11 protein-coding genes, 3 tRNA genes and 1 pseudogene are annotated in these 14,299 nt (G+C 60.4%); all 15 read right to left on the bottom strand.

All coding sequences use genetic code 11. The features are described 5' to 3' along the window. Window positions 1-41: 41 nt before the first annotated feature. Entirely contained in the window at window positions 42-986 is a 945-nt protein-coding gene (locus ABH909_RS13775; protein WP_429433863.1) for a FecR domain-containing protein, read from the bottom strand. Further along, window positions 983-1,492 (bottom strand): sigma-70 family RNA polymerase sigma factor, encoded by a 510-nt coding sequence (locus ABH909_RS13770; protein WP_429433860.1) that lies wholly within the window; start codon window positions 1,490-1,492, stop codon window positions 983-985. The genes ABH909_RS13775 and ABH909_RS13770 overlap by 4 nt, the downstream gene beginning before the upstream one ends. Before the next feature lie 259 nt (window positions 1,493-1,751). Then, a tRNA-Asp gene (locus ABH909_RS13765) sits at window positions 1,752-1,828 on the bottom strand. Between the two features lie 93 nt (window positions 1,829-1,921). Further along, window positions 1,922-1,998 (bottom strand) — tRNA-Asp (locus ABH909_RS13760). A gap of 55 nt (window positions 1,999-2,053) precedes the next feature. Then, window positions 2,054-2,129: transfer RNA gene (locus ABH909_RS13755), tRNA-Val, on the bottom strand. Between the two features lie 249 nt (window positions 2,130-2,378). Then, on the bottom strand, window positions 2,379-3,155 hold the full coding sequence (locus tag ABH909_RS13750; RefSeq protein WP_429433857.1) for an SDR family oxidoreductase: 777 nt from the start codon (window positions 3,153-3,155) through the stop codon (window positions 2,379-2,381). Then, entirely contained in the window at window positions 3,152-4,363 is a 1,212-nt protein-coding gene (locus ABH909_RS13745) for an O-succinylhomoserine sulfhydrylase (RefSeq protein ID WP_401177099.1), read from the bottom strand. Before ABH909_RS13745 ends, ABH909_RS13750 begins: the two co-directional genes overlap by 4 nt. Window positions 4,364-4,442: 79 nt before the next feature. Continuing rightward, complete coding sequence (purF, locus tag ABH909_RS13740; protein ID WP_007905939.1) at window positions 4,443-5,948, bottom strand: amidophosphoribosyltransferase; 1,506 nt, start codon at window positions 5,946-5,948, stop codon at window positions 4,443-4,445. 41 nt (window positions 5,949-5,989) lie between these two features. Next, window positions 5,990-6,550 carry a CvpA family protein gene (locus ABH909_RS13735; RefSeq protein WP_192343326.1) on the bottom strand — a complete coding sequence of 187 codons (561 nt, stop codon included), beginning with the start codon at window positions 6,548-6,550 and terminating at the stop codon, window positions 5,990-5,992. Window positions 6,551-6,648: 98 nt separating this feature from the next. Next, window positions 6,649-7,311 carry an SPOR domain-containing protein gene (locus ABH909_RS13730; protein WP_429433854.1) on the bottom strand — a complete coding sequence of 221 codons (663 nt, stop codon included), beginning with the start codon at window positions 7,309-7,311 and terminating at the stop codon, window positions 6,649-6,651. Then, on the bottom strand, window positions 7,295-8,602 hold the full coding sequence (folC, locus tag ABH909_RS13725; protein WP_429433852.1) for a bifunctional tetrahydrofolate synthase/dihydrofolate synthase: 1,308 nt from the start codon (window positions 8,600-8,602) through the stop codon (window positions 7,295-7,297). The genes ABH909_RS13730 and folC overlap by 17 nt, the downstream gene beginning before the upstream one ends. Then, on the bottom strand, window positions 8,599-9,519 hold the full coding sequence (gene accD, locus ABH909_RS13720) for an acetyl-CoA carboxylase, carboxyltransferase subunit beta (RefSeq protein WP_007905946.1): 921 nt from the start codon (window positions 9,517-9,519) through the stop codon (window positions 8,599-8,601). Before accD ends, folC begins: the two co-directional genes overlap by 4 nt. A 183-nt stretch (window positions 9,520-9,702) precedes the next feature. After that, on the bottom strand, window positions 9,703-10,323 hold the full coding sequence (locus ABH909_RS13715) for a phosphoribosylanthranilate isomerase (RefSeq protein WP_429433849.1): 621 nt from the start codon (window positions 10,321-10,323) through the stop codon (window positions 9,703-9,705). A 63-nt stretch (window positions 10,324-10,386) separates the two neighbouring features. Continuing rightward, the gene (gene truA / locus ABH909_RS13710) at window positions 10,387-11,211 is read right to left on the bottom strand and encodes a tRNA pseudouridine(38-40) synthase TruA (protein WP_032835007.1); all 825 of its coding nucleotides are present in this window, start codon (window positions 11,209-11,211) and stop codon (window positions 10,387-10,389) included. Window positions 11,212-11,515: 304 nt separating this feature from the next. Then, window positions 11,516-14,165: pseudogene (locus ABH909_RS13705) on the bottom strand (FimV/HubP family polar landmark protein). Window positions 14,166-14,299: the final 134 nt, after the last annotated feature.

The raw sequence follows: 14,299 nt of genomic DNA, 5'->3' as shown, positions 1-14,299 counted from the left end.
ATGCCTTGAATGACAAGCGAGTCGAAAAAAGGGGACAGGCTTCACACACTATTTTTGCGCGGCAGCAACGTCACCCAATAACGGGTACGTGAATGCACGTCCAGCGGCAGGCTGGCCGCGAGCAATGCGAGGACGCGATCGGTGTCGTCCAGGCGGAAGCTGCCGGTGACACGCAACGCTTCAAGCTCCGGCTCCCAACGCAACACACCCGGTCGATAAGCGCTGAGTTCGCGCAGGAAATCTCCCAGCGGCTGGTTTTTCGCCATCAGCACGCCTTCTCGCCAACCTGGCGCAAGCACATCGAATGGGCTGATCGGTCCGACACCAGCTGCTTGAAGACTGACTTGTTGACCGCTACGCAACGCCAATACCGCCCCTCGTAAGGGCTGCAACTTCACGGCGCCGTTGTACACCGACACGTGGCAACCGCTTGCCTCCTGACGAACACAGACTTCGCCCTGGCTGACGATGATCTGTCCAAACTTCGTTTGAATCGTCAGCGGCGACGCGCTCGGCACCTTCAACGACAATTCGCCCTCAATCAGCTTCAAGCGACGACTCTGCAAATCCACATCGACGGCACTGGCCGTGTTGAGTTGCAAGGAACTGCCATCAGCGAGTTGCAGCTGTTTGCGCTCTCCGACGGCCGTATGCAGATCGGCTCGCCAGACATCCAGTGGCAACTGTCGGCTGATAAGCCAAGCTGCCGGCACCAACGCCACCGCACCCAATGCACGCTTGAGCACCACACGTCGACCCGGCTCGGGGCGATCCAGACTTTTGAGCGCCAACGCTGAAGGCAGCTCGGCAAACCGCTGACGCAAGGCCTGAGCCTTCTGCCAGGCCTGCTCGTGGCTGACGCAACTGTCGCGCCAACGCTGCAGATTCGCACGATCCCGCTCATTGGCACTTCCAGACTCCAGCAAGGCGAGCCACTGCGCGGCAGCTCGTACGGCCTGACGGGCATCGGGAATCGATCTGTTCACAGTTCCACCAACAAGCAATGCTCATAGGCTTGCGCCATGTAGCGTTTGATCGTGCGCTCAGATACCTGCAGGCGCTCGGCGATTTGCTGATAGTTCAAGCCTTCCAGCTGGCTCCAGAGAAACGCCCTACGCACCGCCGCTGGCAGTCCATCGAGCAGCTCATCCAGGGCTTGCAGGGTTTCGAGCAATAACCAGCGCTGCTCGGGCGACGGCACACAGTCTTCCGGCAACGCCACCAGTGCCGTCAGATAAGCCTGCTCGAGGCTTCGACGTTTATAGAAATTGCTCAGCAGGCGTTTGCCCACGGTCAGCAGATAGGCACGAGGCTCTTGCAGATCGGCAATTCGTTGAGAGCTGGCGAGCAAACGCAGGAACGTATCCTGGCTCAGGTCCGCCGCATCACAGCCATTGCCCATGCGTCTTCTCAACCAGCCTTCCAGCCAGCCACGGTGATCGCGGTACAGGTCGTGGAAGGTTTGCTCCTTCGGCATCGCTGCATCACTCATCTCAAGAAGCCCTGTGCCAAGGAGTTGTCGTAAATGAGAGTGATTCTAATTAATGTCGGAGCTGTGAACCAAGTCCTTTATGCGATTGGGGCGCAGAAAGGTTGGGCGGGAAGGACATGAGAAAGGAAAAGCCAAATCGCAGACACAAAAAACCCCGGCCTTTCGACCAGGGTCTTTGCTATCGACTCGAAATAGACACTGGCTTTACCAGCGACTAGCTTCGTAGCGCCAAGGCGTTCAGTGGGCCTTGAGGCAGATATGGCGCAGCGGACGGGACTCGAACCCGCGACCCCCGGCGTGACAGGCCGGTATTCTAACCGACTGAACTACCGCTGCGTATCGCTTTGGACTTTCGCCCAAGTAACTCGTCTGACTGGAAAGCTTCGAGGCTTTTCAATCTCGACCCAGGTAAACCTGACTCGGAAAATATGGCGCAGCGGACGGGACTCGAACCCGCGACCCCCGGCGTGACAGGCCGGTATTCTAACCGACTGAACTACCGCTGCGCGTCGGTGGAGGCTTTTAAAAGCTTCCATCTTGCTTTCGCAAGACTCTCGGAAGTGGTGGGTGATGACGGGATCGAACCGCCGACATTCTGCTTGTAAGGCAGACGCTCTCCCAGCTGAGCTAATCACCCGTTTGCATCTCCGAGGCCGCGAAATTTACGCAGGTACCGAAGCTAAGTCAATACCCCGCTTGAAGTTTTTCTGAAAAAGACAAAATCGTGTCTTACACAGTCAGACCGCTTTCGCGAGCAAGCCCGCTCCCACACTGGATCTGCGGCGGACCACAGGTTTGTGATCGACATAAATTCAGTATGGGAGCGGGCTTGCTCGCGAGATGGCGGTACATTCAACATCAATGCTGGAGACAGCGCCCCACCCTATTACTCGCTGTAAATCATCTTCTTGGTCATGCCACCATCGACCACAAACTCCTGGCCCGTGACGAACCCGGCGTTCCTGGACAGCAACCACGCCACCATCGCCGCCACGTCCTCGACCGTGCCTACCCTGCCCGCCGGATGCTGCGCATGATCGGCATCGGTCAGCGGTTCGGCGCGCCGTATTGCGGGGTCTCGTGTATCGATCCAGCCCGGGCTGACTGCGTTGACACGGATTTCTGGCCCTAAACTGATGGCCAAGGCGTGAGTCAGGGCCAACAGGCCGCCCTTGCTCGCCGCATAAGCCTCTGTGTCGGGTTCTGACTGGCCGGCACGGGTCGAGGCCAGATTGACGATGGCGCCGCTGTGAGCGCGCAGGTACGGTGCGCAGTGCTTGGCCAACAGCATCGGTCCGCTGAGGTTCACCGCCAACACGCGGTTCCAGTAGGCCAGATCGAGGCTTTCCAGGGTGATGTTGTGCGGGTCGGCCACCGCCGCATTGCACACCAGCGCATCCAGACGCCCGAATTGCCCCAGCACTTCGGCCACACCCAGCGCCACTTGCGCTTCATTCGCGACATCCATGGCGATGAACCAGGCATTTTCACCAAGCACCTTCGCCACTTTCGAACCGCGCTCCCGATCCAGATCGGTCAGCACCACTTGCCAGCCTTCGCTGATCAGCCAGGCCGCGATCCCGAGACCGATACCGCGCGCAGCACCGGTGACCAGCGCGACGCGGCCATGGGTGCCCGTGGCCGGCGTCGACAACTCGATCACAAGGCAGCCAACCCGCGCGCCAGATCGGCCTGCAGGTCTGCCACGTCTTCCAGGCCGACCGCGATGCGGATCAGGCTGTCACGGATCCCTGCCGCTTCACGCTCTTGCGGCGCGAGACGACCGTGGGAGGTAGTGCTCGGGTGCGTGATGGTGGTTTTGCTGTCACCCAGGTTGGCGGTGATGGAAATCAGGCGAGTCGCATCGATGAAACGCCAGGCACCCTCTTTGCCGCCCTTGACTTCGAAACTCACGACCGCACCGAAGCCTTTCTGCTGACGCAGGGCCAACTCGTGCTGCGGATGGCTCTTGAGACCGGCGTAATGGACTTTCTCGATACCGTCCTGCTGCTCCAGCCATTCAGCCAATTGCTGGGCATTGGCGCAGTGCGCCTTCATGCGCAGGCTCAGCGTTTCCAACCCCTTTAGGAAGATCCAGGCGTTGAACGGGCTCAGGGTCGGCCCGGCAGTACGCAGGAAACCGACAACTTCTTTCATCTGCTCGCTACGACCAGCCACAACGCCGCCCATGCAACGGCCCTGGCCATCGATGAACTTGGTCGCCGAGTGCACAACGATGTCCGCGCCCAGCTTCAGCGGCTGTTGCAACGCAGGGGTGCAGAAGCAGTTGTCGACCACCAGCATCGTGCCCTTGGCGTGCGCGATTTCCGACAGCGCCTTGATATCCACCAGTTCGGCCAACGGATTGGACGGCGATTCGACGAACAGTAATTTGGTATTGGCCTTGATCGCCGCATCCCAGCCGGACAAGTCCGCCAGGGGCACGTAATCGACTTCGATGCCGAAGCGCTTGAAGTACTTTTCGAACAGGCTGATGGTCGAGCCGAACACGCTGCGCGAGACCAGAACATGATCGCCGGCGCTGCACAGACTCATCACCACCGCCATGATCGCGGCCATGCCAGTGGCAGTAGCCACGGCTTGCTCGGCGCTTTCCAGCGCAGCAATACGCTCTTCGAACGCGCGCACGGTCGGGTTGGTGTAGCGCGAGTAAACGTTACCCGGCACTTCGCCAGCAAAGCGCGCGGCCGCGTCGGCGGCGGTACGGAATACATAGCTGGAAGTGAAGAACATCGGATCACCGTGTTCGCCTTCCGGCGTACGATGCTGACCGGCGCGTACGGCCAGGGTATCGAACGCTACGCCTTCGAGGTCGCTGTCCAGCCGACCGGCATCCCAATCCTGACTCATGCTGTCACTCCTTGCCCTGCTCTTGATTTAGAGAGTCTTTAGTAGATACAAAACCGGCCCCTAGGGGGCCGGTAGTTACTCAGTTGTTGTACAGATCAATGATCGCACTGACTGCCTGGGTCTTGACCTTGGAGGCATCGTTGCGTGCCTGCTCGATCTTGTTCAGGTAAGCCTCGTCGACGTCGCCGGTGACGTACTGGCCGTCGAACACCGCGCAATCGAACTTCTCGATCTTGATCTTGCCGCCACCGACCGCTTCGATCAAGTCAGGCAAGTCCTGATAGATCAACCAGTCAGCGCCGATCAGATCAGCCACGTCCTGGGTCGAACGGTTGTGCGCGATCAGCTCGTGAGCACTCGGCATGTCGATGCCGTAGACGTTCGGGTAACGCACAGCCGGTGCCGCGGAGCAGAAATAGACGTTTTTGGCGCCGGCTTCGCGAGCCATCTGGATGATCTGCTTGCAGGTGGTGCCGCGAACGATGGAGTCGTCCACCAGCATCACGTTCTTGCCGCGGAATTCCAGCTCGATGGCGTTAAGCTTCTGGCGCACGGATTTTTTCCGTGCAGCCTGACCCGGCATGATGAAGGTCCGGCCGATGTAGCGGTTCTTCACGAAGCCTTCGCGGAACTTGACGCCCAGATGGTTCGCCAGCTCCAGGGCCGCGGTGCGGCTGGTGTCCGGAATCGGGATGACCACGTCGATGTCGTGGTCCGGACGCTCGCGCAGGATCTTCTCGGCAAGCTTCTCACCCATGCGCAGGCGGGCCTTGTAGACCGAGACGCCGTCGATGATCGAGTCCGGACGCGCCAGGTAGACGTGTTCGAAAATGCACGGCGTCAGCGAGGGGTTGGTCGCGCACTGACGGGTGTGCAGCTTGCCGTCTTCAGTGATGTAGACCGCTTCGCCCGGTGCCAGGTCGCGAATCAGGGTGAAACCGAGCACGTCCAGCGAAACGCTTTCGGAGGCGATCATGTACTCGACGCCTTCGTCGGTGTGACGCTGACCGAAAACGATCGGGCGGATGCCGTGCGGATCGCGGAAACCGACGATGCCGTAACCGGTCACCATCGCCACGACCGCGTAACCACCGACGCAACGGTTGTGCACGTCGGTGACGGCAGCGAACACGTCTTCTTCGGTCGGCTGCAACTTGCCACGCTGGGCCAGTTCGTGGGCGAACACGTTGAGCAGCACTTCCGAATCGGAATTGGTGTTGACGTGGCGCAGGTCAGATTCGTAAATCTCCTTGGCCAGTTGTTCAACGTTGGTCAGGTTACCGTTATGCGCCAGGGTAATGCCGTACGGCGAGTTGACGTAAAACGGTTGGGCCTCGGCCGAAGTCGAGCTGCCCGCGGTCGGGTAACGCACATGGCCAATGCCCATGTGGCCGACCAGGCGCTGCATGTGACGTTGATGAAACACGTCACGCACCAGCCCATTGTCCTTGCGCAGGAATAACCGGCCATCATGGCTGGTCACGATACCGGCAGCGTCCTGGCCGCGGTGCTGGAGGACGGTTAGCGCGTCATACAGCGCCTGATTGACGTTCGACTTACCGACGATACCGACGATGCCACACATGCGACGCAACCCCTACTTAATGGATCTGAACTGAACATAACTCACTGAGGCGTTTTGGCCGTCGGCAAGAGATGCTCCTTGAACGGTATATCAGCGGGTACGCTGATTCCGCTGGCAAGCCACTGACTGCTCCACCCAAGAATCAGGTTTTTGGACCAGTCTGCGACCAATAGAAATTTTGGCACGAGCTGTGATTGTTGCCACCACCCGTCCTGCTGTACCGGCCCCAGGCTCAACAGCCCGACCGCCACGACCACCAGCAACACGCCACGCGCGGCGCCGAAGGCCATGCCGAGGAATCGATCGGTCCCGGATAGCCCGGTGACGCGAACCAACTCGCCGATAAGATAATTGATCATTGCGCCTACGATTAAAGTGGCGACAAACATGATGGCACAGCCCGCGATCACGCGAGCCGATGGCGTTTCGATGTATCCGCCGAGGTACTCGGACAATGAACCACCGAACATCCAGGCAACGGCTCCTGCGATGATCCAGGTCAGCAGCGAGAGTGCTTCTTTGACGAAGCCGCGGCTAAGACTGATCAAAGCGGAGATGGCGACGATTGCAACGATCGCCCAGTCAACCCAGGTAAATGGCACAGTGCAGCCTACAGACAGATAAGGCGGCGCATTTTAGCAGAGCCCATGGCTGTCGGTAAGCTGAGATTGTCAGTGCTTTTCAAATCAGGGTGATAGTTTTAACCGCGCTCAGGCTGAAAACGCACCACAAAACCTTTAAGGTTCTGCTGGCGGCTCAGCAAGTCACGCAGACGATCGGCTTCCGCGCGCTCGATCAGCGGCCCGACGAACACCCGATTCTTGCCATCGGCAGAGCGGATGTAGGCGTTATAGCCTTGGCTGCGCAAGGTTTTCTGCAGGCTTTCAGCGCTCTCACGACTCGACAGGCTGGCCAGTTGCACCGACCAACTGACCGACAGGCCATTGGCATCGACGCGGCTTGGGGTGGCTGCCGGCTTGGTCGGTGCAGCAGCGATTGGCTGGGCAGGTGCCGGCACAGGCTTGGCGACTGGTGCCGGAGGTGGCGTGACCGGTTTGGCAGCCGGTGGCGCTGGGGCCACGGGAGCACTTGGCGCAATCGGTGTCGACGGCGCTTGCTGCGCGGCAATTTCGTCATCGCTGGGCACAGGTTCTTGCGGCAACGCCTGCGGTTCAGGTACCACCACCGGTTCGACTTGCACTTGTGGTGCAGTTGGCGCCTGCGGTGCAGCCGGTGCGTCGACCCTCACCTGGCGCTGTTCGTCCTGACGGGAAAACAGCATTGGCAGGAAAATCACCGCCAGCGCCACCAGCACCAGGGCACCGACCATGCGCTGCTTGTACGCCTTATCCAGCAAAGCCATTTGCCGCTTCCTCCGTGGAGTGCCGGGCCAGCCATTCAAGGGCCTCGGCCACACAATAAAATGATCCGAACAACAGAATTTCGTCGTCGCTCGTCGCCTGCGCGCACTGCCCTTCCAGGGCTGCGGCCACGCTGTCATAAGACGTTACCGAGGCGCCAAGGTTCTGCAACGCCGCGTGCAACTGCTCAACGGGTCGCGCCCGCGGCGAATCCAGTGGGGCGACAGCCCAATGCTGGACACTAGCATTCAATTCACCGACAACACCATCCAGATCCTTGTCCGCCAATAACCCGAATACCGCCAGACGCTTGCCGGCCGGTGGTCGACTGGCCAGACGACGGGCCAGATATTCTGCCGCATGGGGATTGTGTCCCACGTCCAGCAACACATTCAGGCGCTTGCCCTGCCAGTCGAACTGACGGCGATCGAGACGACCAACCACCCGAGTGGCTTTCAGCGCAGCAATAATTTGTGCATCCACCCAAGGCAACCCGAGCAACAGGTAAGCCTGCAACGCCAGAGCGGCATTCTCCATCGGCAGATCGAGCAATGGCAGATCATGCAACTCGACTCCACGCCCTTGAGCATCAAGACCGCGCCATTGCCAGTTGTGATCGGTGATACCCAGGTCGAAATCGCGCCCACGCAGGAAAAACGGGCAATTGAGCTCGCGCGCCTTATCCAGCAAAGGCTGAGGGGGATTCAGATCGCCACAGAGCGCAGGCGCGCCCTGGCGGAAAATTCCGGCTTTTTCGTAAGCCACGGACTCTCGGGTATCACCTAGATAGTCCGCATGATCGACGCCGATGCTGGTGACCAGCGCGATATCGGCATCCACCACGTTCACTGTGTCCAGACGCCCGCCCAGACCCACTTCCAGCACCACCGCATCAAGCCCTGCCTGTTGAAACAGCCAGAACGCCGCCAGGGTGCCCATTTCGAAGTACGTCAGGGAAGTGTCGCCACGACCGGCTTCGACCGCTGCAAAGGCTTCGCACAGCTCGGCGTCGGTGGCTTCGACACCATTGACCTGCACCCGCTCGTTGTAACGCAGCAGGTGCGGAGAATTGTAGACACCCACGTTCAGGCCCTGCGCCCGCAGCAACGAAGCCACGAACGCACAAGTGGAACCCTTGCCGTTGGTACCAGTAACCGTGATCACCCGAGGCGCCGGCTTGCCCAGCCCCATGCGAGACGCTACCTGTTGCGATCGCTCCAGCCCCATGTCGATGGCCGAAGGATGCAACTGCTCAAGGTAGGCGAGCCACTCGCCAAGGGTGCGTTGGATCATATGTTGGCAGGCACCGGCGGAACGACGATCGGCTCGATCGGCGCGGCGACGAATTTTGGCGTCGGCAGACCCATCATTTGTGCCAGCAGGTTGCCCAGACGCGGACGCAGTTCCTGACGGTGAATGATCATGTCGATCGCGCCGTGTTCCAGCAGGAACTCGCTGCGCTGGAAGCCTTCCGGCAGTTTTTCGCGAACGGTTTGTTCGATAACGCGCGGGCCGGCGAAACCGATCAGGGCTTTCGGCTCACCGACGATTACATCGCCGAGCATCGCCAGGCTGGCGGAAACACCACCGTAGACCGGGTCAGTCAGCACCGAGATGAACGGAATGCCTTCTTCACGCAGACGCGCCAGCACCGCGGAGGTCTTGGCCATTTGCATCAGGGAAATCAGCGCTTCCTGCATCCGCGCACCACCGGAGGCAGCGAAGCAGATCATCGGGCAACGGTTTTCCAGGGCGTAGTTGGCGGCGCGCACGAAACGCTCACCGACGATGGCGCCCATCGAGCCACCCATAAAGGAGAATTCGAAGGCCGACACCACGACCGGCATGCCCAGCAAGGTGCCGCTCATGGAGATCAGTGCGTCTTTTTCGCCGGTCTGCTTTTGCGCAGCGGTCAGGCGATCCTTGTATTTCTTGCCGTCGCGGAATTTCAGACGGTCAACCGGCTCCAGGTCCGCGCCCAGTTCGGCACGGCCGTCAGCGTCGAGGAAGATGTCGATACGCGCGCGAGCGCCAATACGCATGTGGTGGTTGCACTTGGGACAAACATCCAGGGTCTTTTCCAGCTCCGGACGATACAGCACCGCCTCGCAAGACGGGCATTTGTGCCACAGACCTTCAGGCACCGAGCTCTTCTTGACCTCGGAACGCATGATCGAAGGGATCAGTTTGTCTACTAACCAGTTGCTCATGCTTTCTTTCTCCAGTACCGGCGGCCCGAACGCTCTGGTTCGCAGCCCCGCGTATGCCCTTGAGCTAAATTCATATGTGTGGCGATGATCGATGGCGTGCCGGGTCAGCGAGATGCGACCTGCGTACACCCCCAAATATCCTCAGCCATGCCTGTGGACGGCGGCAGTGTGCCAGCCGTCACATCAAGCCCCAACAACCGCTTTGATGAATGCCTGAATCTTTGCGTGATCCTTGATGCCCTTGCTCGCCTCCACCCCACCGCTGACGTCCACCGCGTAAGGCCGAACCCGGACAATCGCCTCGGCGACGTTGTCTGGCGTCAAGCCGCCCGCCAGGATGATCGGCTTGCTCAGGCCTTGCGGTATCAGAGACCAGTCGAACGCTTCACCGGTTCCACCGGGGACACCTTCGACGTACGTGTCGAGCAGGATCCCGCTGGCACTGGCGTAGGCATCGCAAGCCGCTGCGATGTCATCACCGGCCTTGACCCGCAACGCCTTGATGTACGGACGGTGCCAGCCCTCGCACTCAGCCGCGGTTTCGTCGCCATGGAACTGCAACAGGTCCAGCGGCACGGCATCGAGGATTTCCCCCAACTCGCAGCGACTGGCATCGACGAACAAACCCACGGTGGTCACGAACGGCGGCAAGGCCTTGATGATCGCCCTCGCCTGCTGGACAGTCACGGCCCGTGGGCTTTTGGCGTAGAACACAAAACCGATGGCATCGGCCCCGGCCTCGACCGCCGCCAACGCATCTTCTATGCGGGTAATCCCACAAATTTTGCTGCGAACGGCTGACATGTCGATAGAACCTCAGGACAAATCCGGGAAAGTCCCGGATGGTAACAAAAGCGTTCGAAGGCGTCAGCCGTCAAGTTCCGAGAAGCCGGTGAGGAAGTGTGGGCCGATGTAACGCTCAGGCAATTCGAACTCATCGCGATATTCGACTTGCACCAGGTACAGGCCGAACGGATGAGCCGTCACCCCGCCGGAACGACGGATACGACTTTCCAGGACTTCCTTCATCCACTCCACGGGACGCTCGCCAGCGCCGATGGTCATCAGCACGCCGGCGATGTTGCGCACCATGTGATGCAGGAACGCGCTGGCGCGAATATCCAGCACGATCATTTTGCCATGGCGCGTGACGCGCAGATGATGCAACTCCTTGATCGGCGACTTGGCCTGGCACTGACCGGCGCGAAATGCGCTGAAATCGTGGGTACCGACCAGATACTGGGCAGCCTCGGCCATACGCTCGACGTCCAGCGGGCGGTGGTTCCAGGTAATTTCATCGTTCAAGTGCGCCGGACGGATCTGATCGTTGTAGATCACGTAGCGATAGCGCCTGGCGATCGCCTTGAACCGCGCATGGAAATGCGCCGGCATGACCTTCGCCCAACTGACGCTGACGTCGTGGGGCAAGTTGATATTGGCGCCCATCACCCAGGCCTTCATCGAACGCTCGACCTGGGTATCGAAATGCACTACCTGACCGCAGGCATGCACCCCGGCATCAGTGCGCCCGGCGCAGAGCAGCGACACCGGCGAGTCGGCGACTTTGGACAAGGCCTTTTCAAGGGTTTCCTGCACCGTGAGCACACCGGAGGCCTGGCGCTGCCAGCCTCGATAGCGCGAGCCTTTGTATTCAACGCCCAACGCGATCCGGAAAAAGCCATCGGCCGCCATTTCGGCGGCCGGATTATCTATATTTGCCAAGGGGTGACAGCCTGCTGGTTTGCGCAAAGGCAGGCATTATAAGGCTGCCGGGCGAGGACGCCAGAGGGATCTCCATGGACTGTTCCGGCCTCTTCGCGGGCAAGCCCGCTCTCACAGGAGATTGGTGCCAGGCGCAAATGATGCAGACACCCCCGATCAGTGTGGGAGCGAGGCTTGCCCGCGATAGCAATCTCGCAGACGCCATCGTATCCCCGCCCAAACAAAAACGGCAGCCTCACAGGGCTGCCGTTTTATTTACACCTTTATCGATCACTCACGCCAGACGCGAGAGCATTTCCTTGGCCTCGCTCTTCTGACCGGCATCGCCCTCGGTCACCACTTCATTGAGGATGTCCCGAGCGCCGTCGCTGTCACCCATGTCGATGTAGGCCTGGGCCAGGTCGAGTTTGGTAGCGACCTCATCGGTGCCGGAGAGGAAATCGAAGTCCGGCTCATCAGCTGCGGAGGCCAAAGCATCTTCCTCGGTGAAGCTAGGCTCACCGAGGCTCTGGGACAGACGATCCAGTTCCGCATTGACGTCGTTGAGTTCACTTTCGAAGGCATCAGGCTGATCCGGGGCAGCGGCGTCCATTTCATCAGCCAGTGACAGGTCGAAATCCGCAGGTAACTCCAGGTCGTCGAGCGTCGGCTCGGTGACGGGCGCCGCTTCGGCGACAGGCAAATCCTTGAGATCTTCATCCAGATTCAGCAGGAAGTCATCTTCGGCCAGGGTTGCCGGCGAGGTGTCGCCGCCCAGATCCATGTCCAGGTCGAAGACCGACAGATCGTCGAGGTTTTCCTTGATTTCAGTCTGTTGCTGCAACACCGACTCAAAGCTCAGATCGTCGTCCAGCGGGAATTCGTCCAATTCAGCCAGCTCTTCTGGTTCGGGTGCTGGTGCGGCCGTTGGCGTTGGCTCCGGCTCCGGCTCCGCAGCAACAACTGGCGCGATCGGGGTAGCGGCCTCCAGATCGTCCAGGCTGAGATCGAATGCGCTGTCGAAGTCGGACAATGCCGGTTCTGGGGCTTGCGGCTCGTCCAGGAGCAGGTCCTTGACGTATTGTGCGTCCAGCTCGGCAGCGATAGCGGCGGCAGCCAGACCGCTGGCCGCCACAACAGCCATGGCCGGAAAGCGGCTTTTCAACTCTTCAACCCGGGCGAAGTTATCGCCGTTGGCCACCAGTTGACGTTCCTGAGCGACGAACGCATCGCGATCGCCCTGCTGACCGTAGACTTCCATCAGTTTCAGGCGCAGGTGACTGCGTTTCGGCTCTTGTTTGATCGCGTCTTCCAGCAATGCGGCGGCCTGATTCAGACGACCGCCGGCAATGTGCGACTGTGCCTGAGCCAGTACGTCGTCGGAACGGTCGGAACGCTCGGCGGCAGGCGATACCAATGGCGCAGCGATCGGCGGCGTCACCACAACCGGAGCAATCACCGGGGCCGGCGCGGGTGCAGGCGTTGGCGCGGTCGCAAGCTTCACGCTCGGTGGCGGAACTTCCAGGCCTTCGAAGCTGCTTGGCGGCAGATCCTGGTCGACGGAGAACTCTTGCTCCTCCTCCAGGGCACGGGCCATGCGCAGATGCTTCTCGGCTTCTTGCTGAGCTTTGCGGCGACGGGCCAGCAACAGCAGCAAGAGCAGCAGCACCACCGCACCGCCACCCACCAGACCCAGCAGGATCGGATTGGTCAGCAGCTCGTTGAATTTCTGATCATCGGGTGTTGGCTCGACGACTGGCGCCGGAACGACTTCTGGTGCGCCAGCCTCTGGCGCAGGGACCGGAGCCGCGTCCGCAGGCGTTGCCGCAGGACTGGCCGCCAGCTCAGCGGACATCGCCGGAGTGCTCGAAGCGGATGCATCCGCGCCGCCTGCGGCCTGCAACTTGGCCAATTGATTATTCTTCAGTTCAATCAGCCGTTGCAGCTTGTCCAGCTGACTTTGCAGATCGTTCATGCGGCTTTTCAATTCGGCGTTGTCACGACGAGTCGCGTCGAGGCTTTCCTCGGTAACGGCCAGCTTATCGCTCAACGCTTTCGCATCACCGGCGGCGCCTTTGCCACCCTTGCCGGTGTCGGCAGAGACCAGGCTCAGCTTGTCGACGGCAGGTTGCGATGAAGCACCTTCACCGCGAGCGCGTTTGGTGGCGTCGAGTTGCTGCTGACCGGTTCCCGGTTTCGCCACGTAGCGACGGCCCTGACGCCACGCGGTGTTCTGCGCGGCGACCTCAGCGATGGCCTTGGGCTGTGGCAGGTTGGTGCTCTGCACCTGATCAGGCAGACGTAGCACCTGGCCGGTTTTCAGTCGATTGATGTTGCCGTCGATGAACGCATCCGGGTTCAGCGCCTGGATGGCGAGCATGGTCTGCTGGATCGAACCACCGTTACGCGCCTTCGCGGCGATCTCCCACAGGGTATCGCGCGGCGTGGTGGGTGTATTGCGACGATTTGGTCGCGCCAGTGACTGGCGCAGTCACCGTTTGGGCTGGCGCTGGTTGCGCGGCGGCATCGGCGGTCTGCGGCGAGAATTTGGACGGATCGAGCAGCACGCTGTAGTCGCGTAGCAGACGACCGTTGGGCCACATCACCTGAACCAGGAATTTCACCATCGGTTCGGACAGCGGTTTGCTGGACGTCACGCGCAAGATGCTTTTGCCGCTGGCGTTAAGCACCGGGGTGAAGGTCAGGTCATTGAGAAACGCCTGACGATCGACCCCGGCCTTGGCGAAATCTTCGGGCGAGGCCAGGCTCGGCACCACTTCGGCAGCCGTGAGGTCCTTGACGTCGAGCAACTCGATTTCCGCGACCAGAGGCTGGTTCAGCGTCGATTTCAGGGTCAATTCCCCGAGCCCGAGGGCATGCGCCATACCGGAGGACAGCGCCGAGGCGGCCGCTATTGCTAACACCAGTTTGCGAACTTGAACCATAACCTCTTCCTTTGTTTGAACATTCCTCGGCCAGCGAGAAGGTGTTGATTGCCGCTGCCGTAAGGCATTGCGCGCGGCGGCGAAGGGTCGTCGCGCGCGATCATTTCATTCATGCAATGGGAAGCCCTGCGGAG

This window comes from Pseudomonas sp. BS3782 TE3695 (assembly GCF_050435305.1).
Classification (GTDB): domain Bacteria; phylum Pseudomonadota; class Gammaproteobacteria; order Pseudomonadales; family Pseudomonadaceae; genus Aquipseudomonas.
This window is presented reverse-complemented; position numbering and strand designations above follow the sequence as displayed.